A 22025-nucleotide genomic window follows, 5' to 3' on the forward strand; every position below is an offset into this window, starting at 1 on the left:
CCAGCCCGAGCTTCCATGAAAACGATCGTCCTCATACCCGCCCGCATGGCCTCGACAAGGCTGCCCGGAAAGCCGCTGGCGGAGATCGCCGGAAAGCCGATGATCGCGCATGTGGCACGGCGGGCGCTGGAAAGCGATGTCGGGCGCGTCGTCGTGGCCACGGATACGGCGGAAATCGCGTCTGCCCTCGCTGCCGAAGGGGTGGAAAGCGTGATGACGCGCGCCGATCACGAATCGGGCTCGGACCGCATCTTCGAGGCGCTGGAGCGAATCGACCCCGACCGCCGCGCCGATCTGGTCATCAATCTGCAGGGCGACCTGCCCACCATCCCGCCCTCCGACATCCACGCCGTCATGCGGCCGCTCGAGGATGACGCGGTGGACATCGCCACGCTGGGCGTGGAGATCGAGGACGAGGCGGAGAAGACGGCTTCGAGCGTGGTCAAGATCGTCGGCACGCCGCTCGACATGCCCGCCACCAGGCTGCGCGCGCTTTACTTTACCCGCGCCACCGCACCATGGGGTGAGGGGCCGCTCTATCACCATGTCGGCATCTATGCCTATCGTCGCGCCGCACTCGAGCGTTTCGTGCGGCTCGGCCCCTCGACGCTTGAACGGCGTGAGCGGCTGGAGCAGCTCCGGGCGCTGGAGGCGGGAATGCGCATCGATGCCGAGATCGTGCGCTCGGTGCCGCTCGGCGTCGACACGCCGGCGGATCTGGAGCGTGCCAGGCGGATACTGACAGGCAGGACGGAAGAATAGGAATGGGGCCGAAGAAGACCAACAGGATCGCCTTCCAGGGAGAGCCCGGAGCCAACTCCGACACGGCGTGCCGCAACATGTATCCCGACATGGAGCCGCTGCCCTGCGCCACCTTCGAGGACGCTTTCAACGCGGTGGAGACCGGCAAGGCCGATCTCGCCATGATCCCGATCGAGAACACCATCGCCGGGCGGGTGGCCGACATCCATCACCTGCTGCCGCATTCGGGGCTCTATATCGTCGGCGAGTATTTCCTGCCCATCCGCTTCCAGCTCATGGCGCTGCCGGGGGTCCGGCAGTCGGAGATCAAGGCCGTCTACAGCCATATCCACGCGCTGGGCCAGTGCCGCAAGATCATTCGCAGGCACCGCTGGAAGCCGTGCGTGGCGGGCGATACGGCGGGGGCGGCGCGCTTCGTGGCCGAGGAGAAGGTGCGCAGCAACGCAGCCCTTGCGCCGCGCCTGGCGGCCGAGCTCTACGGGCTCGAGATCCTGGCCGAGAATGTGGACGATACGGAAAACAACGTCACCCGCTTCGTGGTCCTGTCCAAGGAGCGGCGATGGGCGCAGCGCACGACGCCGGACCAGCCCATGGTCACCACCTTCATCTTCCGGGTGCGCAACGTGCCGGCCGCGCTCTACAAGGCCATGGGCGGCTTTGCCACCAATGGCGTGAACATGACCAAGCTGGAGAGCTATCAGCTCGGCGGCAAGTTCTTCTCCACCCTGTTCTATGCCGACATCGAGGGCCATCCCGACGATCGCAACGTGGCGCTGGCGCTGGAAGAGCTCGGCTTCTTCTCGCGCGAGGTGCGCATTCTGGGCGTCTATGCCGCCCACCCCTTCCGCGCCACGCAGAGCGAGGACGATGACTAGACCGGTTCATCGCTTCCTTGAAACGCTGATCCGGTGCATCCGTTTGTTTTTGCCGCATTTGTGCGACGCCAGATGATTTCATCCGGCTGCAGGATGCTTCACGCACCCGAGGTCTCGGTGGCGGACCGGTGCGCCCAGCCGGCGATCAGATAGCGCGCGATGGCGCCTTCGGGCGGCACGGTCAGCCCGGCTTCGTGGGTGCCGGCGAGCATGCGCATCACCTCGTCGCGGGCGAACCAGCGGCAATCCTCCAGCTCGCTCAGATCCGGGTCCACCGCCGCGCTTTCGGCTTCGGCGATGCAGCCGATCATCAGCGAGTGGGGAAATGGCCATGGCTGGCTGGCGCAATAGCGCACGCGGCCAATGCGAACGCCCGATTCCTCCAGGGTTTCGCGGCGCACCGCCCGCTCGATCGTCTCGCCCGGCTCGATGAAGCCGGCGAGGCAGGAATACATGCCGGGCGCGAAGTGCGGGCTGCGCCCGAGCAGGCACCGCTCGCCCCGCACCGCCAGCATGATGACCACCGGGTCGGTCCGCGGGAAGTTTTCGCGCCCGCAGCGCGGGCAGCTCCGCCGGTAGCCGCCGGCGCGCATCGTCGTCCCGCCGCCGCAACGTCCGCAATAGCGGTGTGTCTCGTGCCAGGCGAGGAGGGCCGCCCCCTGCGCCAGCGCGCCCAGGTCGGGCGCGTCGAGAAGCCCCTGGATGTAGATGGAGCGAAAGTCGATGGCCTTGATGCCCTCGGGAAGCGACTCCCTGTCGTGGTCGTGGGGAGCGGCCAGCACCGGGCCGCCCTCGGTGTGGCCAAGCAGCACCGCCTCGTCCATGCGCGCCGACAGGCCGGCTGCCTCGGCAGGCGAGAAATAGGCGTCGAAGGCGCCCTGTCCCGTCTTCAGGCACAGCCGCCCCTCGCGCATCAGCATCAGCCGCGCTCCGGGGGCGGCCAGCGCCTGCTCGGCGGCATCGTCGCCGCGCTTCTCCGATTGCGGGTCGATGCGGTTGCCGGCAAACGCGATCTGCGCCTGCATCTGCGGCCCGCTACCCGGCCATGTCGAATCCATGTGCCCTCATCCTCAGCCGGCGTCTTCCTCCAGCCGGCTGCGTATCTGCGCGGCCACCTTGTGGAGGTCTTCCCTGCGATAGGGCTCGCGCATGCCATGGCCCCACACCGGGCCGGGCCAGCCGGGATCGCCCTCGCTGCGGGCAATCACATGCACGTGAAGCTGCCGCACCACATTGCCGAGCGTGGCGCAGTTGATCTTGGTGCAGCCCGTCATCTCCTTCAGCGCCTTGGCCACCAGATTGGTCTCGAAGCTCAGCATCGCCTGGTCGAGCGGCGTGAGATCGTGCACCTCCTCCGCGCCCGGCCGTTGCGGCACCAGCAAGAGCCAGGGCCAGCGCCGGTCGTCCCGGATGCGCAGCTCGCAAAGGCCCAGCCACGCGACAGGCAGGCTTTCCTCCTCCAGCCGCGGATCGAGCTCGAATCCTCCCTTCCCACCCGGCAGCAATGGCGTTTCCCTCCCTTTTTCCCGGAAGGCTAGAGTGCGCGCGTTTCCGCTGCAAGCCTTTCCTTTGTCGCCGATTGCCCTTGCATTTGCCGGCACGATTGACGATATGGGGCGCGGGAGGTTGGTGGTGGACGCGCCACTCGCCAACCGGGTCAGGTCCGGAAGGAAGCAGCCCTAACGAGCTTCGGCACGGGTCACCGTGCCAGCCTCCCACCTTTTCCCCGCTCGACCCATTGACGCGGCCACGCCTCGAAGGGGAAACTCGGGGTGCTGCGGAGCCTTTCCTTCCGCAAATGCCATCACGGGAGCGCGACGAGCCGATGAACGACGCCGGGCAGATGGACAAGACCAGTGCCGGCGCCTACCGGGTTCTGGCCCGCAAGTACCGGCCGCGCGATTTCTCCGCGCTTATCGGCCAGGAGCCGATGGTGCGCACCCTGACCAACGCCTTCGCCGCCGGCCGCATTGCCCAGGCGTGGATGCTGACGGGCGTGCGCGGCGTCGGCAAGACCACGACGGCGCGCATTCTGGCGCGCGCACTCAACTACAAGACCGCCACGGTCGACGCGCCCTCGATCCATCTGGAAGAGATGGGCGAGCATTGCGAGGCGATCCTGGAAGGGCGCCATGTCGACGTGATCGAGATGGACGCTGCCTCCCACACGGGCATCGACGACATCCGCGAGATCATCGACCAGGTGCGTTATGCTCCCGTCGCGGCGCGTTACAAGGTCTATATCATCGACGAGGTTCACATGCTCTCCAACCAGGCCTTCAACGGCCTGTTGAAGACGCTGGAGGAGCCGCCGCCGCATGTGAAGTTCATCTTCGCCACCACCGAGATCCGCAAGGTTCCGATCACCATTCTGTCGCGGTGCCAGCGCTTCGACCTGCGCCGCATCGATGCGGCGCTCATCAAGGCCGACCTGGCGCGCATTGCCGGGCTCGAAGGGGTGGAGGCGGAGGACGAAGCGCTGGCGATGATCGCGCGCGCCGCAGAAGGCTCGATGCGCGATGCCCAGTCGATTTTCGACCAGGCGATTGCCCATTCGGCGGGCAGGGTAACGGCCGCGACGGTGCGCGACATGCTGGGCCTTGCCGACCGGGCGCGCATCATCGACCTGTTCGAGCATCTGATGAAGGGTGACGTGGCGGCGGCGCTGGCCGAGTTCCGCGCCCAGTACGACACGGGCGCCGACCCGGCAACCGTGCTTGCCGACCTGGCGGAGTTCAACCATCTGGTCACGCGGCTGCGTTTCGTGCCCGAGGCCGCGGAGGACGCCGCCCTTTCGCAGGCCGAGCGCGAGCGCGGACGGGAGTTCGCCGCTGCGCTTTCCGTGCGTGTGCTCTCGCGCGCGTGGCAGATGCTGCTCAAGGGCATTCAGGAGGTGCAATCCGCCGCCCGCCCCGTGGCAGCGGGAGAAATGGTGCTGATCCGCATCGCCCATGCCGCCCACCTGCCCACCCTCGACGAGGCGCTGAAAGCGCTGGAGGATCTGCCGGCAGGCACATCCACGCCCCCGGCAGCAGGGGCAAGGCCGGCTTCCCTTCCGCCGGGCGGCGGGGCGCGCGCCGTCGCCGCCGCTTCCGTTCCGGCAGCCGTCGGCAGCGGACAGACCATGCGGCTTCTGCGCGAGGCGACCCTTGAGGAGACGGATCCCGCTCCTGCCGCTCGGGAGGTGCCGGCGGCGGAGGCCGTCGCGCTCACCGGTCTTGCCGACATCGCCTCTCTGGCCGAGACCCACCGGGACCTGGCCTTCAAGGTGCAGTTGAAGCGCTGCGTGCGGCTGGTGCGCATCGAGCCCGGTCGCCTGACCGTCAACCTGACGCCGGATGCGCCGAAGACCCTTCTGGGCGATCTGAACAACCGCCTGCAGAACTGGACGGGCCGGCGCTGGGTGGTTTCCCTCTCGCATGAGGAGGGCGGCAAGACGCTGGCGGAGGAAGAACAGGGCCGCCGCGAATCGGCACTTGCCGATGCGCGCACCGATCCCACGGTGGCGGCAATTCTAAGAAGCTTTCCCGGCGCGCGCATCCTCGATGTGCGCATTCCCGACGTGGCGGCCGGGGAGCCGGCGGCCGGCGAGCCGCTGCCGCCCGAGCCGGACGCCGAAGACGACGATGACATCTAAGCGCGATTGGAGAAGAAGATGCGCGACCTCATGGGCATGATGAGCAAGGCCAAGGAAATGCAGGCCAAATTCCAGGCCATGCAGGAGGAGATCGCCAATATGGAGGCGGAAGGCCAGTCCGGCGGCGGCATCGTGAAGGTCACGCTTTCCGGCCGCTTCGAGATGAAGAAGCTTCACATCGACCCCTCGCTCTTCAAGGAGGACGAGGTGGAGATTCTGGAGGATCTGATTCTGGCCGCCCACAACGATGCCAAGGCCAAGGTGGAAGCGGAAATGCAGAAGAAGACCCAGGAGATGACGGCCGGCCTGCCCATCCCGCCGGGCATGAAGCTGCCGTTCTGAAGGCGGCCGTCAAGGGATGATGCGAGCGGCAGGCGGTGAACCGATGGGAGATTGACGGGATCGAGCCTTTCCGGAACCTCCCATTCACCATTCACCATTCACCATTCACCATTCACCATTCACCATTCACCGCCTGTTGCCATGTCCAAGCGAATTGCCGGCCCCGAGATCGAACGCCTGATACAGCTCCTGGCCAAGGTGCCGGGACTGGGGCCGCGCTCGGCCAGGCGGGCCGCGCTGCATCTCATCAAGAAGAAGGAGCTGCTTCTCGCGCCGCTGTCGGCGGCGCTGGCCGAGGCGCTGGAAAAGGTCAGGGTGTGCTCCGTCTGCGGCAATGTGGACACCGCAGACCCCTGCACCATCTGCACCGACCCGCGCCGGGAGCAGGCCACGCTGATCGTGGTCGAGGACGTGGCGGATCTGTGGGCGCTGGAGCGGGCCGGCGCGATGAACGTGCGCTATCATGTGCTGGGCGGCACCCTGTCGCCTCTCGACGGCATCGGGCCTGACGACCTCAACATTGCCGGGCTGGTGGCCCGCGTGGCAGAAGGCGGCGTCGCCGAGATCGTGCTGGCCGTCAACGCCACCGTGGAGGGCCAGACGACGGCGCACTACATCATCGACCGGCTGGCCGGCCTGGAGGTGAAGGTCACCCGCCTGGCCCATGGCGTGCCGGTTGGCGGCGAGCTCGACTATCTCGACGAGGGCACGCTCGCCGCGGCGCTGAAGTCGCGAACGGCGTTCTGAGATGGGAGGAATGTTTCGTCTCACGGAAAGACAGTCGCGCCGGCCCCTGCCGGCGATCCTCGGCGCCGGCATTCTTCTGCTCGCCGCGCTCCTGGCATCCCCTGCCGCCATGGCGCAGAATGTGGACCGACTCTTTGCCCGGTGGCTCGCGGGCGACCTGTGGAAGGAGGCGCAGGCGCGGGGCATCTCCGCAGCCACCTTCAATGCCGCGCTGGGAGGCGTGAAGCCCAATCTGGAACTGCCGGACCTCGTGCTGCCGGGCGAGAGCGCGCCGCGTGGCGGCGTCCAGCATCAGGCCGAGTTCCGCGCGCCCGCCGCCTATTTCCGGCACGTCGAGGGCGTGGTTGCCGGCGGGCGGCGGTTGGCCCGGCGCCACGCCGCCACCCTCGCCGCGGTCGAGAGGCGCTATGGCGTGCCGCGCGGCATCGTGCTGGCGATCTGGGGCCGCGAATCGGGCTTCGGCAGCGCCAGCATCCCGCACGATGCCTTCGAGGTGCTGGCCACCAAGGCCTTTCTTTCCACGCGCAAGGCGATGTTCCGGGAGGAGGTGCTGGCGGCGCTGGAGATGGTGGAAAGGCGCGGGGTGCGGCCCGAGACCATGCGTTCGTCCTGGGCCGGCGCGCTGGGCCAGCCGCAGTTTCTGCCCACCTCCTATCTCAGATACGCCGTGGATTTCGACGGCGACGACCGCGCCGACATCTGGAACTCGGTGCCCGACACGCTCGCCTCCATCGCCAACTATCTGGCAAGCCATGGCTGGCTTGCCGGGCGCGATTGGGGCTTCGAGGTGATTGTGCCGCCCGGGGTCTCCTGCACGCTGGAAGGGCCGGACCAGGGCCGGCCCATCGCTGACTGGGCGGCGATGGGCGTCGTCCGCATGGGCGGCAGGGCTTTCCCTGTCCATGAGCTGCGGGGCGAGGGCTATCTGATGATGCCGGCCGGCCGGCGCGGCCCCGCTTTCCTCGTCACGCCGAATTTCTACCGCCTCAAGGATTACAACGAGAGCGATCTCTACGCCCTCTTCGTCGGTCACGCGGCCGACCGCATCATGTATGGCGACATCGTCTTCGCCGCGCCCTGGCAGCCGGTCGACCGGCTGAGCCGCGCCGACATCGCCACCTTGCAGCGCGCGCTGCAGGCCCGTGGCCACGATGTCGGCGGCGCCGACGGGCTTGCCGGCTTCAAGACGCGCCGCTCCATCGGCCGCTGGCAGGAGCAGGCTGGCCGGCCTGCCACGTGCTTTCCCGATGAAGACCTCGTGCGAGACTTGCGCTAAGCTGCCGTGGCCGAGGCCCGGTGGGGCGGCCGGAAACGCTTCAGGCGCGATCAGCCACAGCATTTTGCAGCCAGATGGAATCATCTGGCGTCGCACAAATGCGGCAAAAACAAAGAGATGAACCGGATCAGCGTTTCATTGAAACGATGAACCGGTCTAGAAGAGGGGATTGTTCCGTGAAGGTCTTCAAATCGTCCGCCGGCATCGCCGCAGCCCTTGCGGGCGCCATTCTCGCCGCCTGCACCGTCGTCGTGGAGGAAGGGGTCGGTTCCTATCCTCCGCCGCGTCCGCAGGTCTGCACCCAGGAATATGCGCCGGTCTGCGCCCGCCGCGGCGAGCGCCAGCGCACCTTCTCCAACGCCTGCCGCGCACAGGCGGAGGGCTACCGCCCGGTCTATTCCGGTGCCTGCCGGCCGCAGTCGAGCAGGCCGCAGCGTCCGCAGGCCTGCACGCGGGAATACAACCCCGTCTGTGCCCGTCGCGGCAGCCGCTTCCGCACCTTCCCCAATGCATGCGAGGCCCGCGCCGCGGACCATCGCATCGTCAAGCCCGGGGCGTGCTGAAGCGGCAGGGCGATGGACGACCGGGTGCTGAGGCGGGCGGAAGGGCAGGCTGCCCGCCGGCCTCAATCCCCCATCTTCAGGGCCTGGATGAAGGCTTCCTGCGGGATCTCCACCTTGCCGAACTGTCGCATGCGCTTCTTGCCTTCCTTCTGTTTTTCCAGAAGCTTGCGCTTGCGCGTCACGTCACCGCCATAACACTTGGCCGTCACGTCCTTCCTCAGCGCGCGGATGGTCTCGCGGGCGATGATGCGCCCACCGATGGCCGCCTGAATGGGAATCTGGAACATGTGCTGGGGGATGAGGTCCTTCAGCTTCTCGCACATGGCGCGGCCGCGCCGCTCGGCCTGGGAGCGGTGCACGAGCATCGACAGCGCGTCCACCGGCTCGCCGTTGACGAGGATCTGCATCTTCACCAGATCGCCCTCGCGATAGTCGGTGAGCTGGTAGTCAAAGGAGGCATAGCCGCGGCTGATCGACTTCAGCTTGTCGTAGAAATCGAACACCACCTCGTTGAGCGGCAGGTCGTAGACCAGCATGGCACGGTTGCCGGCATAGGAGAGATCCACCTGAATGCCGCGCCGCTCCTGACACAGTTTCAGGATGGCGCCCAGATGTTCGTCCGGCGTCAGGATGGTGGCGCGGATCCAGGGTTCCTCCACGGCAGCGATCTTCACCGGGTCCGGCATGTCCGCCGGGTTGTGGAGCTCCACCGTGCGGCCGTCGGTCAGCTGCATGCGGTAGACCACGGACGGCGCGGTGGCGATGAGATCGAGGTCGAACTCCCTGGCCAGCCGCTCCTGGATGATTTCCAGGTGCAGAAGCCCCAGAAACCCGCAGCGGAAGCCGAAACCGAGGGCGGCGGAGGTTTCCATCTCGTAGGAGAAGCTGGCATCGTTGAGCCGCAGCTTGCCCACCGCCGCGCGCAGGTCCTCGAAATCGGCGGCATCCACGGGGAAGAGGCCGCAGAAGACCACCGGCTGCGCCGGCTTGAAGCCCGGCAGCGGCCTGGCGGTGGGCCGCTTGTCCTCGGTGATGGTGTCGCCCACGCGTGTATCGGCCACTTCCTTGATCGAAGCGGTGATGAAGCCGATCTCGCCCGGGCCCAGGGACTCGACCATCACCATCTTCGGGGTGATGACGCCGATGCGGTCGATCTGATACTTCGCGCCCGTTCCCATCATGCGGATGGTCTGGCCCTTCGTCATCACGCCGTCGATGATGCGCACGAGGACGATGACGCCGAGATAGGCGTCGTACCAGGAATCGACCAGAAGGGCCTTCAGGGGGGCCGTCGCGTCGCCCTCCCTGGGGGGCGGCAGGCGATGGACGATGGCCTCCAGCACATCCTCGACGCCCTGGCCGGTCTTGGCGGAGATTTCCAGCGCGTCGGCGGCGTCCAGCCCGATGACGTCCTCGATCTGCTGCTTGATGCGCTCGGGCTCTGCCGCCGGCAGGTCCACCTTGTTGAGCACGGGCACGATCTCGTGGTCGTTGTCGAGCGCCTGATAGACATTGGCCAGCGTCTGCGCCTCCACCCCCTGGCTCGCATCGACCACCAGGAGCGAGCCTTCGCAGGCGGCCAGCGACCGCGAGACCTCATAGGCGAAGTCCACATGGCCCGGCGTATCGATCAGGTTCAGCACATAGTGCTGGCCGTCCCGGGCGTCGTATTCCAGGCGAACCGTGTTCGCCTTGATGGTGATGCCGCGCTCGCGCTCGATATCCATGGCGTCGAGCACCTGCTCCTTCATCTCGCGCTCCTCCAGGCTGCCGGTCATCTGGATGAGCCGGTCTGCGAGCGTCGACTTGCCGTGGTCGATGTGCGCGACGATGGAGAAGTTGCGGATGCGGGAAATGGGCGTCTCGGTCATGAAGGCGCGTATAGAGCAAATGCGGCTGCGAAGGGAAGGTGTGATTTTCGCCCCGCCGTGCGGGCCTTGCCTATTGGCGCTGCTTGTCGCTCTCGGCCCGCTCCTCCCGCGCCCACTTCAGGGTCTTGTAGTCGAAGCCGAAGGCGAGCGTCGGCTTGACGATCTGGAAATAGGGCGAAAGGTCGAAATCACGCGGCGTGTACAGCGAATGGTGGCGGATCTGCAGGATCTCCTGCCGGGAGTAGGTGGATTCGGCCGATGCCTCGCCCGGCTCGCGCACCACGCGCGGCAGGATGGGATAGGAGATCGACTGGAAGGCCTGGGCGATCAGCGACGAGCAGATGGCCCGCGTCGGATCGCCGGAGCCCAGCGCGATCATGCGCCGCCGCCAGCGCACGGGCACGGGCGGCGTGGGCAGGAAATAGCGCAACAGGTCGATGATGTTGCGCATGTCGTATTTCAGCCCCAGCCGCTCCACCATGAAGGCGATGACGGCGTCCCGGTCCTCCGGCGTCAGCCCACTCGGCCGGCAGATGCGCGTGTTGTAGGTGCGGTACTTGGACAGCGGGACGGCCACGCAGCCCTCGCCCAGATTGACCTCGATCAGGCGCGGCCGTTCGCCGCCATCGGCGGGCTCGGGCAGCACATCGCCAACGAAGAGCGCCGCATGGCTCCACGTCGACTGGGTCAGATACTTGATCGCCGCCGAGATATGCTGGTTGCCCTCGACAAGCAGGATGTCACCGGGCTGCAGGGTGCGGTGGAGCGTTTCCGGGTCGGAAGGCGTGTAGGGCTGGTAACCCGAGGACTCGCGCTGCAGGCGCCGGGCAAGGAAGCGTCCGAAGCGATCGAGCAGGCTGTTGACGGCTTGGCTCATGCCCTTTCCGCGCAATGGGCCGCGGCGCAAGTCGCAGCGCCGCAGCCTTCCTCACACCCTGTGCCTGCCGGCGGTGCACGAAACGGCGCCTACTCCGCCTCGTCGGCGGGGCCGGCATTGAGCTGGGCGTATTTTGCCTCGCCCAGGGTCTTCAGAAGCTCGAGCTGGGTTTCCAGAAAGTCGATGTGGCCCTCCTCGTCGGCCAGAAGCTCCTCGAAAAGCTTCATGGAGACATAGTCGCCCTGCTTGTAGCAGACGTCGCGGGACTCCTTGTAGGACGCGCGCGCGTCATACTCGCCGGCGAGATCGGCTTCCAGCACTTCCTTCACGTTCTGGCCGATGCGCAGCGGCGCCACGGTCTGCAGGTTGGGGTGTCCTTCGAGGAAGATGATGCGCTCCACCAGCTTGTCGGCGTGGTGCATCTCCTCGATGGATTCGGCCCGCTCCTTGCGGGCGAGCTTGGTGTAGCCCCAATCCTCCAGCAGACGGTAGTGAAGCCAGTACTGGTTCACCGCACCGAGCTCGAGGAACAGCGCTTCGTTAAGCCGCTCGATAACCTTTTTGTCGCCTTTCACTGAATCTGCTCCCGAATTTCTCGCGCAGCGCGCGCACACGGTCCAAATATGTCACGATCTCCGCATCGCCGCCATGGGTATCGCGGTGATACTCTTCGGTGACTCGAATGATCGTTTCCACCACATTTGGAAAGCAGCCGCAACAGCGACCACGCTTGGCCATCGCGTGATAAACCTTCGCGGGAACGATGAGCTGCCAGGGATCCTCGTCGAGCATCGAGACGATGGTTTCCTCGATCTCCTTCTGCGTGATGAGGTTGCAATGACAGACGAGCATGGCTTCCGCGCTGGTCTCCAGGAGCAAACCGAAACCGCGGCCCTTTGTCCGGTCTTGAAGCTGTAGCGGGAAAATGCCATCGGCGGGCACCGACCCGGGCGGGGAGCGCGCCCCGTTGTCGGCTTCCGGCCGGCATGGCGTTCTCCGATGCAGCGGGTTCAAGGCCCGGAGATCAAAGGAACGCATCCTTCGGATGGCGGCATAAAAACCTGTCTTGCGGGGCGCTGTCAACATAAACCTGACTGCACATGTCATGCTTGGACGCGCAGGGGCGGAAATGTCGCAACGCGCCAGCGCGCTTTCACGGCGAAGTGAGCGCGGCGCGAGTGCCATGGCATTGATTTGCCGGCGGCCCGTGCCCAATCTGCGACACAAGCATCGACGGGAAAGGACATCGCCTTGCCGACACGAATCTTCGCCGCCATCCTGTTTGTGGTTGCCGCCGTCTCGGCGCGGGCCGGGGAGGTCGATCCCGCCGATTGGCACAAGGTTGTGGAGAAGGCCCGGGGCCAGACGGTCTATTTCAACGCCTGGGGCGGGTCGGAGAACATCAACGCCTATATCGAATGGGCAGCGGGCGAGCTTGAGCGTCGCCATGGTGTGCGGCTGGTTCATGTGAAGCTCGATGATACGGCCAAGGCCGTGGCCACGGTGGTGGCGGAGAAGGCGGCCGGGCGCGACACGGGCGGCGCGGTGGACCTCGTCTGGATCAACGGCGAGAACTTCGCCGCCATGAAGCGGCGCGGCCTTCTGTTCGCGCCGGGCTGGGCGCAGGCGCTGCCCAACTGGCGCCATGTCGATCACGAGAACAAGCCGACGATTCTTACCGATTTCACCATCCCGGTGGACGGGCTGGCGAGCCCCTGGGGCATGGCGAAGCTGGTCTTCTTCTACGATTCGGCGCGCGTGGAGAAGAATGCGCTGCCCGACAGCGCCGAGGCGCTGCTGCGATGGGCCGAGGCGCATCCGGGGCGGTTCTCCTATCCCCGACCGCCGGATTTCATCGGTTCGTCCTTCCTCAAGCAGGTGCTCACGGAGAAGGTGGAAGACGCCTCCGTTCTCCTGAAGCCCGTGGTGGAGGAGGATTTCCAGGCGGTAACCGCGCCGCTGTTTGCCTATCTCGACGCGCTGCACCCGGTCGCCTGGCGGTCCGGCCGCATCTTTCCCCGGAACTATCCGGCCATGAAGCAGCTGCTGGCCGACGGCGAGCTCGACATCATCTTCGCCTTCAATCCCGCGGAGGCTTCGAGCGCCATCGCCAATGGCGAGCTGCCGGACACCGTGCGCTCCTTCACCTTCCCCGCCGGCACGCTGGCCAACACGCATTTTGTCGCCATCCCCTACAATGCCTCCGCCAAGGCCGGAGCACTGGTGACGGCGAATTTCCTTCTGTCGCCCGAGGCCCAGGCGCGCAAGCAGGACCCCGCCGTGTGGGGAGATCCCACCGTGCTGGCGATGGACAAGCTCGGGCCGCAGGACCGCGCGCGCTTTGCCGCGCTTGAGCTGGGGCCCGCCACGCTGGCGCCGGAGGAGCTTGGCCCCGCACTGCCCGAGCCGCATCCAAGCTGGATGGAGCGCATCGAGGAGGAGTGGAAGCGGCGCTACACGGCGGAGAATTGAGCGGCGCGCGAATCTGCGGGGCCTGCCCATGCTGACACGCCTCGGCCCGCTCCTCACCGTGGTCTTGCTGACCGGGCCGGTCGCCTTCGGCCTGGCCGGGACCGTCCTTCCCGCCTTCGGCTTTCTGCCTGCGCTGGGCGGCACCACGTTGACGCTCGATCATCTGCGCGCGCTCCTGGCGCAGCCGGCGATCTGGACGTCGGCGGCCATCAGCCTGGCAACGGGTCTTGCCTCGACCCTCCTGTCGATTGCCATCGTCATGCTGTTCGTGGCGGGCTGGGCGGGCACGCGGCTGTTTGCGCGTCTGCAGCATCTCGTCTCGCCGCTGCTTTCGCTGCCGCATGCCGCGGCCGCCTTTGCACTGGCCTTCCTCATCGCGCCTTCGGGCATGCTGGCCCGTCTGGCCTCGCCATGGCTGACGGGCTGGCAGCGCCCGCCGGACCTGTTGATCGTGCACGATCCGATGGGGCTTTCCATGATGGCGGGGCTCGTGGCCAAGGAGGTGCCGTTCCTGCTTCTCATGGTGCTTGCCGCCCTGCCGCAGGTGCCGCTCGCCCAGACGCGCATGCTCGCCGCGTCCATGGGCTACGGGCGGGTGGCCGGTTTCCTCGGTGGCCTGTGGCCGGCGGTCTACCGGCAGATTCGGCTGCCGGTCTTCGCCGTCATCGCCTTCGCCACCTCGGTGGTCGACGTGGCCGTGATCCTGGGGCCGACGCGGCCGGCGCCGCTTGCCGTGCGGCTGGTCGAGTGGATGAACGATCCCAATCTCGCCATGCGTCATCTCGCCTCGGCCGGTGCGCTCTTGCAGCTCGCCGTCACCGCGCTCGCCCTTGCCCTTTGGGTGGGGCTGGAGCGGGCAGGGCGGGCCCTGTGCATCCTGGCCGTGGAAGGCGGCCTGCGCATGCGGCGCGATGCCGCCGTGCGCGGCATGGCGCTCGGCGCGATGGTGCTTTCCGCCGGTGCCGTCTTCGCCGGGCTCGCCACGCTGGCGCTTTGGTCCTTTGCCGGGCTCTGGCAGTTTCCCGACGCCTTGCCTGCGACCTTCACGCTGAAGAGCTGGATCCGCGTTCTGCCGCGCATCGCCGATCCCCTGCTGACGACGCTTGCCGCCGGGTTTCTATCCACCCTCATCGCCGGGCTGCTTTCCGTCTTGTGCCTGATGCGCGAGGAGGAAACGGGGCGCCGGCCGGGGCCGGCCCTGATGCTGCTTTACCTGCCGCTTCTGGTGCCGCAGGTGGCCTTCGTCTTCGGGCTCCAGCTTTTTCTCATCTACACGGGAACGCTTGCCACCATGCCCGCGCTGGTGCTCTCGCACCTCGTTTTCGTCATGCCCTATGCCTATCTGGCGCTCAAGGATCCCTGGCATGCCTTCGACCGGCGCTTCGATCGGCTGGCGGCGGGCTTCGGCAAGCAGCGGTGGCAGCGGCTGTTCCTGGTCCGCCTGCCGATGATGACGCGCGCCATCCTCACCATGGGCGCCATCGGCTTTGCCGTGTCCGTTGGGCTTTATCTGCCTACGGTGCTCGTCGGCGCGGGCCGGCTTACCACCATCACCTCCGAGGCGGTGGCGCTGGCCTCCGGCGGCGACAGGCGCGTCGTCGGCGTCTATGCCTTCTGGCAGATGCTTCTGCCGATGCTGGGCTTTGCCGTTGCCACCCTCGTGCCGGCGCTGATATTCCGGCGCTTCCGCGACATGCAGGTGTGAGAGAGACACATTGAGGATGGAAGGGCTTTTCCTCGACGGAGTGCGGATCGCGCTTGGCGGGCGCCTGCTCGTCTCGCTCACCCGCCATGTGCCGCCCGGTGCCGTGCTTACCGTGATGGGGCCTTCGGGGGCGGGCAAGTCCAGCCTTCTTGCCTATCTCGGCGGTTTTCTCGACCCTGCCTTCACGGCGTGCGGACGGGCGCTGGTGGACGGCGTGGAGATCACGGCGCTGCCGGCGGAGGAACGGCATGTGGGCATCCTCTTCCAGGATCCCCTGCTCTTTCCGCACATGAGTGTCGCCGGCAACCTGATGTTCGCTCTGCCCGAAAGCGTGAAGGGCCGGGCCGAGCGCCGGCGCCGCGCCGAAGCGGCACTGTGCGGCGTCGGCATGGCCGGCCTGGGCGGGCGCGACCCCGCCACGCTTTCGGGCGGCCAGAAGGCGCGGGTGGCGCTGGCCCGGGTGCTGGTCTCCGAGCCGCGCATGCTGCTTCTCGATGAACCCTTCTCCAAGCTCGACACGCAGCTGCGCCAGCAGATGCGCCAGCTTGTCTTTTCCAAGGCGCGCGAGAGCGGATTGCCGGTCCTGCTCGTCACCCACGACATGGCGGATGCCCGTGCCGCCGGCGGCGAGATCGTGAAGATCGGCGCATGAGCGCGCGCCCGCTTCCTTCGCTGCCCGTCTGCGCCGTGCTGCCGGCGCTGCGCGCCGCGCTCGAAACGCAAGGCCGGGCCGTTCTTGTGGCGCCGCCCGGCGCCGGCAAGACGACGCTGGTGCCGCTCGCCCTGCTCGACGAGGCATGGAGCGCGGGCGGGCGCATCGTGCTTCTGGAGCCCAGAAGGCTTGCCGCGCGGGCGGCCGCGCGGCGCATGGCCGCGCTCATCGGCGAGGAGCCGGGCGGCACGGTGGGCTATGCCATGCGCATGGAGCGCAAGGTCTCGTCGCGCACGCGCATCCTCGTCGTCACCGAGGGCGTCCTGGCCCGCATGATCGTCGACGATCCGGGGCTCGAAGGCGTCTCGGCGCTGATCTTCGACGAGTTTCACGAGCGCTCTCTCGATGGCGATTTCGCCTTGGCGCTGGCCATCGACGTGAAGGGCGCGCTGCGGCCGGACCTGCGCCTTCTCGTCATGTCGGCCACCCTCGACGGCGCGCGCGTGGCGGGGCTCGTCGGCAATGCCCCGGTGCTCGAAAGCCAGGGGCGCAGCTTTCCCGTCGACATCCGCCATGTGGAAAGGCCGCCCGATCAGCCGGTGGAAGAGGCCGTGGCGGCTGCGGTGCGCGGGCTGGTGGCGGAGGGGGCCGGCGGCGTGCTCGCCTTCCTGCCGGGCCAGCGCGAGATCGCGCGCACGCAGCAGGCGCTCGAGGGCCGCCTGCCCGGCGACATCGACCTCGTGGTCCTTCACGGCGGCCTCGAAGGGCGCGCGCAGGATGCCGCCATCCGCCCGGCGCAGCAAGGGCGTCGCAAGGTGGTTCTGGCAACCGCCATCGCCGAGACATCCGTCACCATCGACGGCGTTACGGCTGTGGTGGACAGCGGGCTTGCGCGGCTGCCCCGATACGAGCCGGACACCGGGCTCACGCGGCTTGAGACGGTGCGCGTCTCGCGCGCCTCGGCGCAGCAAAGGGCAGGCCGCGCCGGGCGCACCGCACCCGGTGTGGCGGTGCGGCTGTGGCGCAGGGAGCAGACGGCGGCGCTGCCGGCCTTCACCCCGCCGGAAATCCTGGAGGCGGACCTTTCCGGTCTTCTCCTCGATTGCGCCGCGTTCGGGGTCACCGATCCGGCAAGCCTTGCGTTTCTCGACCCGCCGCCGCAGGCCGCGCTCGACGAGGCGCGCGCGCTCCTGCGCACGCTGGGCGCGCTGGACGATGCCGGCCGACTGACCGAGGAGGGCAGGGCGATGCGTCGCCTGGCCCTGCCGGTGCGGCTGGCGCACATGGTCACGGTCGCGGCACGCCATGGCCGGGCGCTGGCGGCGGCCAGGCTGGCCGTTGTCCTGTCGGAGCGCGGGCTGGGCGGGCCGGGCGTCGATCTCGACGAGCGGCTTTCGCGCTTCGCCTCGGAGCGCGGCCCCCGCGCGAAGGCTGCGCACAGTCTGGCCGAAAGGCTGGCGCGGCAGGCCGGCGGCGAGAGCGCGCAGGACGGCGCGGCAACCGCCGGGCCGCTGCTGCTGCATGCCTGGCCGGATCGCGTGGCAAAGGCGCGCGGCGCCCCGGGGCGCTTCCTGCTTGCCAATGGGCGCGGCGGAGAGATCGACCCTGCCGAGCGGCTGGTTCGCGAGCCCTTTCTGGTGGTGGCGGATTTGCAGGGCCGCGCGCGCAATGCCCGCATCGCAGCGGCAGCGGCGGTGCGCGAGGAGGAGGTGCTGGCTGGCCTCGGCCACCGCATCGAGACCCGGGTGGAAACCCTGTTCGACCGCGAAAGGGGCGCGGTGCGCCAGCGCGAGGTGCGGCGGCTCGGGGCCATCCTGCTTGGCGAGCAGGCTTTGCCGGCGCCCCGGGGTGCGGCGGCGGACCGGGCGGTCCTCGATGCGGTGCGCGCGCACGGCCTTGCCATCCTGCCCTGGAGCCGCGAGGCGGAGCAGTTGCGGGCCCGGCTTGCCTTTCTGCATGTCAGGCAGGGGGCGCCGTGGCCGGACGTCGGGGACGCGGCGCTGACCGCGCGGCTGGAGGAATGGCTTTTGCCCTTTCTGAAGGGCGAGGCGGCACTCTCCGCAATTTCGGGGCGCGCCCTGGCCGACGGGCTGATGACGCTCGTTCCCTTCGCGTTGCAGCGCCGCGTGGACAGCGAAGCACCCAGCCACTTCACCGCACCGACAGGCAGCCGGCTTCCCATCCGCTACGAGAATGGCGAGGCGGTGCTGGCCGTGCGCGTGCAGGAGCTTTTCGGCCTGACCGAGCATCCCTCGGCGGGCGGTGTCCCGCTCACGCTGGAGCTTTTGTCGCCGGCCCACCGCCCGCTGCAGAAGACGCAGGATCTGCCGGGCTTCTGGCGCGGTTCCTGGGCGGACGTGCGTGCCGAGATGCGCGGGCGCTATCCCAAACACGTCTGGCCGGAAGACCCCGCCCGCGCCGCGCCCACGCGGCGGGCAAAGTCCCGCTCGGGTTGACGGCGGGCGCTGCGGTGGCAGGTGGCATCGCGGCGCTCAAATAACGCTTGGCCATCGACGATCTCCAGCCCATAAAGGCGCCGATGCTGGACGACCTGAGAACACCCGACACCCGCCAGGGCCGCAGCCTGAGGCTCAACACGCTGATCCGGCTGAGATGGCTTGCCATCGTCGGCCAGAGTGCCGCGGTGCTTGCCGTCGCCTTCTGGATGGGCTTTCCGCTGCCCGTCGGCCCCTGCTTCGTGCTGATAGCGGCTTCCGCCTGGCTCAACCTGTATCTCACCTTCCGCTATCCCGCCTCGCAGCTTCTGCCGCCCATGGCCGCCCTTGCCATCCTGACCTTCGATGCGCTGCAGCTTGCGGGGCTCCTGTTCCTCACCGGCGGGCTCACCAACCCCTTCTCGCTGCTGATGACGGTGCCGGTGGTCATTTCCGCCACCTCGCTGCCGCTCCTGTGGACCAGCCTTCTCGGGCTGCTCGTGGTCGGGCTGACGAGCCTGCTCGCCGTCTTCCACATGCCCCTTCCGTGGTATCCGGGCACCGAGCTTGCCATGCCGTTCCTCTACGTTGCCGGCATGTGGATCGCCGTCGTCTCGTCCATCGCCTTCACCGGCATCTATGCCTATCGCGTGGCGGAGGAAGCACGTCTTCTGGCCAATGCGCTGACCGCCACGGAGCTCGTGCTGCAGCGCGAGCAGCACATCTCCGCGCTCGACGGGCTGGCCGCGGCGGCAGCCCACGAGCTGGGCACGCCGCTGGCGACCATCGCGCTCGTGGCGCGCGAGATGGAGAAGGCGCTGGGCGACGACCCGCGCTTCCAGGAGGACGTGACGCTGCTGCGCACCCAGAGCGAGCGCTGCCGGGAAATCCTGAAACAGCTCACCAGCCTTTCCTCGGCGGGCGAGGCCCATATGGCCCGGCTGCCGCTTACCTCGCTGATCGAGGAGACGGCCGCCCCGCACCGCGATTTCGGCATCGAGATCCGGCTGGAGCCGGGCGGGACGGAGGGGCCGGAGCCGGTGGGCCGTCGCAATCCCGGCGTTCTCTACGGTCTCGGCAATCTGATGGAAAACGCCGTCGATTTCGCGCGCGAGGTGGTGACGGTGAAATGGTGGTGGGATGCCGACACCGTGCGAATCACCATCACCGACGACGGGCCGGGCTTTCCTGCCGACATCATCGACCGCATCGGCGAGCCCTACATGTCGCGCCGCCCGGCGGGCAGCGCCGGCGGCGGGCTCGGGCTGGGGCTGTTCATCGCCAAGACGCTTCTCGAGCGCTCCGGCGCCACCATCGCCTTTGCCAATGCGGGCGGCGAGGGGAAGGGCGCCACGGTGGACATCCGCTGGCCGCGCGAACGCTTCCTGGCGGTCGAAAGCGGCGGCTCATGAGGGCGAAAGGTGGAAAAGATTCGCCGGTGAGGCTAAATCTAGCCGAAAAAGAGGCAAGTGCACCATGACCGAAGCAGCAAACGGACAGGCCGAAACCGCTCCCGGCGAGGAGCGCACCCTGCTCATCGTCGACGATGATCGCCCCTTCCTGGCGCGGCTGGCGCGGGCGATGGAGGGGCGCGGTTTCGCCGTGGAAACGGCCGAGACGGTGGCCGAGGCGCTGGCCAAGGTGAAGGCGGCGGCCCCCGCCTTTGCGGTCGTGGACATGCGGCTTGGCGATGGCAACGGTCTCGACGTGGTCTCCGCCATCCGCGAGAAGCGCGAGGACGCGCGCGCCATCATCCTGACGGGCTACGGAAACATCGCCACGGCGGTGACGGCGGTGAAGCTCGGCGCGGTGGACTATCTCGCAAAGCCGGCTGACGCGGACGACATCTATGCCGCGCTCACCCGCCAGCCGGGAGAAAAGGCAGAGCCGCCGGAAAATCCCATGTCGGCCGACCGCGTGCGCTGGGAGCACATTCAGCGCGTCTATGAGATGTGCGACCGCAACGTCTCCGAAACCGCGCGCCGGCTGAACATGCACCGGCGCACGCTGCAGCGCATTCTGGCCAAGCGCGCGCCGCGCTGAAGCGTGGCTGGTTCCGCCCTCCCGAAACTACCTGACGATCACCTTCGCGCCGATCTCGGCACGATTGTAGAGGTCGATGATGTCCTGGTTGAGAAGCCGGATGCAGCCGGAGGAGACGGCGCGGCCGATGGATTGCCACTCCGGTGTGCCGTGCAGGCGGTAGCCGGTGTCTCCGCCCCGGTCGAACAGATAGAGCGCCCGCGCCCCGAGCGGGTTGGAAAGGCCGGGCGGCATGCCGCCGCGCCACTTGGCGAGCTCGGGCTGGCGCCGGATCATCGGGGCCGGCGGTGTCCAGGTCGGCCATTCGCGCTTCATCGCCACGCGCGCCACGCCGGACCACTCGAAGCCCTCGCGCCCGACGCCGATGCCGTAGCGCATGGCCTTGCCGTCGTCCATGACGAAGTAGAGGTACTTCTCCTTGGTGTCGACGATGATCGTGCCCGGCTTCTCCTTGGTCTCGTAGGAGACGATCTGGCGATGGTATTTGCGTGGTATCTGGGAGATCGGCACGCTCGGCAGGCGGTAGCCGGCATCCGTGACCGCGCCATACTCGGATGTGAAAAGCCTGAGACTGCCGTCGCTGCTGCAGCCGGCGAGCGCCGCCGACAGTCCCAGCGTGGCGGCTACGAAGAAAGGTTTCCAATTCATGAAGTTCTCAATCCCCCGTGGTCACGAGCGCCATAAAGCAACCGCCCCTTCCAGAATTATTAGAATGAAGGTTAACATTTTGCCAAGAACAGCCGGCTCGCGCACACGCAAACCTGGTCCTTGACCCGCCCCCTATGGCAATTCGGCAACACGGAAGTGCCGATCGAACGGAGAGAAGCTCATGAATGTCGGAGATGTGGCCCGCCGCTCGGGCCTGCCGCCCAAGACCATCCGCTACTATGAGGACATCGGCCTGATCGCGCCGGCGCGAGCCGGCAATGGCTACCGCGCCTACAGCCAGGAGGATGCGCACCGGCTCGCCTTTCTGAAACGGGCGCGCAGCCTCGGCTTCTCCATCGAGGAGTGCCGCCAGCTTCTCGCGCTCTATGCCGACAAGGGGCGCGCCAGCCAGGATGTGCGGCGCATCGCGGTTGCCCATGTCGGGGCGATCGAGCAGAAGATCCGCGAGCTGCAGTCCATGCGCGCCACCCTGCAAAGGCTGATCGAGGCGTGCCACGGCGACGAGCGGCCGGACTGCCCGATCCTCGACGACATGGCAGGCCAGGGCTGATCTTTCCTCGCGTCGCCTTTGCTGGCATTCTTGCTCCATGCCCATCGTGTCGCCCGTTCCCGTAAACCCGCTCGCCGACGGTCGCCAGTCCGAACGTGCGCTCGTCATCCGCCGCGGTGTGCAGCGGCTGTTGCTCGACATGGGGGCGGCCGTGCTGCCGGAGCTGCCGCTTGCCACCGGCCGCCGCGCAGACCTGGTGGCTCTGACGGCCAGGGGCGACATCTGGATCATCGAGATCAAGTCCTCGGTGGAGGATTTCCGGGTGGATCGCAAATGGCCGGACTATCGGCTGCACTCCGACCGCTTCTTCTTCGCTTCGCACCCGGAGGTGCCTGCCGAGATCTTTCCCGAGGAATGCGGCTTCATTCTCTCCGACGGCTATGGCGCGGAAATCCTGCGCGAGGCGCCGGAGCATCGCCTGGCGCCGGCCACGCGCAGGGCGCTGATGCTGCGTTTTGCGCGCACCGGCGCCGCGCGCCTGACCGCGGCGGAGCTTGCCGGCGTGGCAGTGCCAAGGCTCGATGAGGAGGAGGGCTGAGGGCGCCGTCT

At 67.7% G+C, this 22025-nt stretch carries 22 protein-coding genes and 1 other RNA gene; 16 read left to right on the forward strand and 7 right to left on the reverse strand.

The genetic code is table 11. The features are described 5' to 3' along the window. Positions 1 to 15 precede the first annotated feature (15 nt). Both NYR58_RS07745 and NYR58_RS07750 read left to right on the forward strand, forming a co-directional pair. Positions 16 to 762, forward strand: a complete 747-nt coding sequence (locus NYR58_RS07745; RefSeq protein WP_261519914.1) for a 3-deoxy-manno-octulosonate cytidylyltransferase — start codon at positions 16 to 18, stop codon at positions 760 to 762. A gap of 2 nt (positions 763 to 764) precedes the next feature. Continuing rightward, positions 765 to 1637, forward strand: a complete 873-nt coding sequence (locus NYR58_RS07750) for a prephenate dehydratase (RefSeq protein ID WP_261519915.1) — start codon at positions 765 to 767, stop codon at positions 1635 to 1637. Positions 1638 to 1735: 98 nt separating this feature from the next. Here the strand turns inward: NYR58_RS07750 and nudC are convergent, their stop codons facing one another. Next, positions 1736 to 2695 carry an NAD(+) diphosphatase gene (nudC, locus tag NYR58_RS07755; protein WP_261519916.1) on the reverse strand — a complete coding sequence of 320 codons (960 nt, stop codon included), beginning with the start codon at positions 2693 to 2695 and terminating at the stop codon, positions 1736 to 1738. Positions 2696 to 2707: 12 nt separating this feature from the next. After that, on the reverse strand, positions 2708 to 3142 hold the full coding sequence (locus NYR58_RS07760) for an HIT family protein (protein ID WP_261519917.1): 435 nt from the start codon (positions 3140 to 3142) through the stop codon (positions 2708 to 2710). A 116-nt stretch (positions 3143 to 3258) separates the two neighbouring features. Here NYR58_RS07760 and ffs point away from each other — a divergent pair. The 6 genes from ffs (at position 3259) to NYR58_RS07790 (ending at position 8202) form a co-directional block, all read left to right on the forward strand. Further along, positions 3259 to 3356: signal recognition particle sRNA small type (ffs, locus tag NYR58_RS07765), an RNA gene on the forward strand. Between the two features lie 106 nt (positions 3357 to 3462). Next, a complete protein-coding gene (locus tag NYR58_RS07770; protein ID WP_261519919.1) occupies positions 3463 to 5274 on the forward strand; it encodes a DNA polymerase III subunit gamma/tau in 1812 nt (603 codons plus the stop codon). 18 nt (positions 5275 to 5292) lie between these two features. Then, positions 5293 to 5616 (forward strand): YbaB/EbfC family nucleoid-associated protein, encoded by a 324-nt coding sequence (locus NYR58_RS07775; protein ID WP_261519920.1) that lies wholly within the window; start codon positions 5293 to 5295, stop codon positions 5614 to 5616. A 141-nt stretch (positions 5617 to 5757) separates the two neighbouring features. Then, positions 5758 to 6363: a recombination mediator RecR gene (gene recR / locus NYR58_RS07780; protein ID WP_261519921.1), complete on the forward strand. Its 606-nt coding sequence runs from the start codon at positions 5758 to 5760 to the stop codon at positions 6361 to 6363. 10 nt (positions 6364 to 6373) lie between these two features. Continuing rightward, positions 6374 to 7639, forward strand: coding sequence for a lytic murein transglycosylase (locus NYR58_RS07785; protein ID WP_261519922.1), 1266 nt, complete (start codon positions 6374 to 6376; stop codon positions 7637 to 7639). A gap of 176 nt (positions 7640 to 7815) precedes the next feature. Further along, the gene (locus NYR58_RS07790) at positions 7816 to 8202 is read left to right on the forward strand and encodes a Kazal-type serine protease inhibitor domain-containing protein (protein WP_261519923.1); all 387 of its coding nucleotides are present in this window, start codon (positions 7816 to 7818) and stop codon (positions 8200 to 8202) included. A 62-nt stretch (positions 8203 to 8264) separates the two neighbouring features. On the opposite strand, the gene lepA is transcribed toward NYR58_RS07790, so the two are convergent. From lepA to NYR58_RS07810, 4 genes are all read right to left on the reverse strand, one after another. Then, on the reverse strand, positions 8265 to 10073 hold the full coding sequence (gene lepA / locus NYR58_RS07795; protein ID WP_261519924.1) for a translation elongation factor 4: 1809 nt from the start codon (positions 10071 to 10073) through the stop codon (positions 8265 to 8267). Positions 10074 to 10143: 70 nt separating this feature from the next. Beyond that, positions 10144 to 10950, reverse strand: coding sequence for a YiiX/YebB-like N1pC/P60 family cysteine hydrolase (locus NYR58_RS07800; protein ID WP_261519925.1), 807 nt, complete (start codon positions 10948 to 10950; stop codon positions 10144 to 10146). Positions 10951 to 11039: 89 nt separating this feature from the next. Continuing rightward, positions 11040 to 11525: a bacterioferritin gene (gene bfr / locus NYR58_RS07805; protein WP_261519928.1), complete on the reverse strand. Its 486-nt coding sequence runs from the start codon at positions 11523 to 11525 to the stop codon at positions 11040 to 11042. Next, positions 11491 to 11802 carry a (2Fe-2S)-binding protein gene (locus tag NYR58_RS07810; protein ID WP_261519971.1) on the reverse strand — a complete coding sequence of 104 codons (312 nt, stop codon included), beginning with the start codon at positions 11800 to 11802 and terminating at the stop codon, positions 11491 to 11493. Before NYR58_RS07810 ends, bfr begins: the two co-directional genes overlap by 35 nt. A 399-nt stretch (positions 11803 to 12201) precedes the next feature. Here NYR58_RS07810 and NYR58_RS07815 point away from each other — a divergent pair, with 399 nt between their 5' ends. From NYR58_RS07815 to NYR58_RS07840, 6 genes are all read left to right on the forward strand, one after another. Then, the gene (locus NYR58_RS07815) at positions 12202 to 13422 is read left to right on the forward strand and encodes an ABC transporter substrate-binding protein (protein WP_261519929.1); all 1221 of its coding nucleotides are present in this window, start codon (positions 12202 to 12204) and stop codon (positions 13420 to 13422) included. A gap of 28 nt (positions 13423 to 13450) precedes the next feature. Then, the gene (locus tag NYR58_RS07820; RefSeq protein WP_261519930.1) at positions 13451 to 15127 is read left to right on the forward strand and encodes an ABC transporter permease; all 1677 of its coding nucleotides are present in this window, start codon (positions 13451 to 13453) and stop codon (positions 15125 to 15127) included. 16 nt (positions 15128 to 15143) lie between these two features. Further along, complete coding sequence (locus tag NYR58_RS07825) at positions 15144 to 15779, forward strand: ATP-binding cassette domain-containing protein (RefSeq protein ID WP_261519931.1); 636 nt, start codon at positions 15144 to 15146, stop codon at positions 15777 to 15779. Beyond that, positions 15776 to 18235 carry an ATP-dependent helicase HrpB gene (hrpB, locus tag NYR58_RS07830; RefSeq protein ID WP_261519932.1) on the forward strand — a complete coding sequence of 820 codons (2460 nt, stop codon included), beginning with the start codon at positions 15776 to 15778 and terminating at the stop codon, positions 18233 to 18235. The genes NYR58_RS07825 and hrpB overlap by 4 nt, the downstream gene beginning before the upstream one ends. A gap of 83 nt (positions 18236 to 18318) precedes the next feature. Then, the gene (locus NYR58_RS07835) at positions 18319 to 19626 is read left to right on the forward strand and encodes an ActS/PrrB/RegB family redox-sensitive histidine kinase (protein ID WP_261519972.1); all 1308 of its coding nucleotides are present in this window, start codon (positions 18319 to 18321) and stop codon (positions 19624 to 19626) included. Between the two features lie 64 nt (positions 19627 to 19690). Continuing rightward, the gene (locus NYR58_RS07840; protein WP_261519933.1) at positions 19691 to 20257 is read left to right on the forward strand and encodes an ActR/PrrA/RegA family redox response regulator transcription factor; all 567 of its coding nucleotides are present in this window, start codon (positions 19691 to 19693) and stop codon (positions 20255 to 20257) included. Between the two features lie 27 nt (positions 20258 to 20284). On the opposite strand, the gene NYR58_RS07845 is transcribed toward NYR58_RS07840, so the two are convergent. Continuing rightward, positions 20285 to 20905 (reverse strand): L,D-transpeptidase, encoded by a 621-nt coding sequence (locus tag NYR58_RS07845; RefSeq protein ID WP_261519934.1) that lies wholly within the window; start codon positions 20903 to 20905, stop codon positions 20285 to 20287. 181 nt (positions 20906 to 21086) lie between these two features. Between NYR58_RS07845 and cueR the strand changes: the two genes are divergently transcribed. Beyond that, on the forward strand, positions 21087 to 21476 hold the full coding sequence (cueR, locus tag NYR58_RS07850; protein ID WP_261519935.1) for a Cu(I)-responsive transcriptional regulator: 390 nt from the start codon (positions 21087 to 21089) through the stop codon (positions 21474 to 21476). A 37-nt stretch (positions 21477 to 21513) separates the two neighbouring features. Further along, positions 21514 to 22014, forward strand: a complete 501-nt coding sequence (locus NYR58_RS07855; protein WP_261519936.1) for an MmcB family DNA repair protein — start codon at positions 21514 to 21516, stop codon at positions 22012 to 22014. Positions 22015 to 22025 lie beyond the last annotated feature (11 nt).

Origin of the sequence: Chelativorans intermedius (assembly GCF_025398255.1) — a bacterium.
In the GTDB taxonomy this organism is placed as follows: domain Bacteria; phylum Pseudomonadota; class Alphaproteobacteria; order Rhizobiales; family Rhizobiaceae; genus Chelativorans; species Chelativorans intermedius.

Bases quoted from the DNA above. Each gene is read 5' to 3' on its own strand.
- NYR58_RS07770 (WP_261519919.1), top strand. From the start codon at position 3,463: ATGAACGACGCCGGGCAGATGGACAAGACCAGTGCCGGCGCCTACCGG.
- NYR58_RS07855 (WP_261519936.1), top strand. From the start codon at position 21,514: ATGCCCATCGTGTCGCCCGTTCCCGTAAACCCGCTCGCCGACGGTCGC.
- NYR58_RS07845 (WP_261519934.1), bottom strand. From the start codon at position 20,905: ATGAATTGGAAACCTTTCTTCGTAGCCGCCACGCTGGGACTGTCGGCG.
- nudC (WP_261519916.1), bottom strand. From the start codon at position 2,695: ATGGATTCGACATGGCCGGGTAGCGGGCCGCAGATGCAGGCGCAGATC.
- NYR58_RS07800 (WP_261519925.1), bottom strand. From the start codon at position 10,950: ATGAGCCAAGCCGTCAACAGCCTGCTCGATCGCTTCGGACGCTTCCTT.
- NYR58_RS07840 (WP_261519933.1), top strand. From the start codon at position 19,691: ATGACCGAAGCAGCAAACGGACAGGCCGAAACCGCTCCCGGCGAGGAG.
- NYR58_RS07825 (WP_261519931.1), top strand. From the start codon at position 15,144: ATGGAAGGGCTTTTCCTCGACGGAGTGCGGATCGCGCTTGGCGGGCGC.
- cueR (WP_261519935.1), top strand. From the start codon at position 21,087: ATGAATGTCGGAGATGTGGCCCGCCGCTCGGGCCTGCCGCCCAAGACC.
- hrpB (WP_261519932.1), top strand. From the start codon at position 15,776: ATGAGCGCGCGCCCGCTTCCTTCGCTGCCCGTCTGCGCCGTGCTGCCG.
- NYR58_RS07745 (WP_261519914.1), top strand. From the start codon at position 16: ATGAAAACGATCGTCCTCATACCCGCCCGCATGGCCTCGACAAGGCTG.
- NYR58_RS07835 (WP_261519972.1), top strand. From the start codon at position 18,319: ATGCTGGACGACCTGAGAACACCCGACACCCGCCAGGGCCGCAGCCTG.
- NYR58_RS07810 (WP_261519971.1), bottom strand. From the start codon at position 11,802: ATGCTCGTCTGTCATTGCAACCTCATCACGCAGAAGGAGATCGAGGAA.
- NYR58_RS07820 (WP_261519930.1), top strand. From the start codon at position 13,451: ATGCTGACACGCCTCGGCCCGCTCCTCACCGTGGTCTTGCTGACCGGG.
- NYR58_RS07750 (WP_261519915.1), top strand. From the start codon at position 765: ATGGGGCCGAAGAAGACCAACAGGATCGCCTTCCAGGGAGAGCCCGGA.
- lepA (WP_261519924.1), bottom strand. From the start codon at position 10,073: ATGACCGAGACGCCCATTTCCCGCATCCGCAACTTCTCCATCGTCGCG.
- NYR58_RS07785 (WP_261519922.1), top strand. From the start codon at position 6,374: ATGTTTCGTCTCACGGAAAGACAGTCGCGCCGGCCCCTGCCGGCGATC.
- NYR58_RS07775 (WP_261519920.1), top strand. From the start codon at position 5,293: ATGCGCGACCTCATGGGCATGATGAGCAAGGCCAAGGAAATGCAGGCC.
- recR (WP_261519921.1), top strand. From the start codon at position 5,758: ATGTCCAAGCGAATTGCCGGCCCCGAGATCGAACGCCTGATACAGCTC.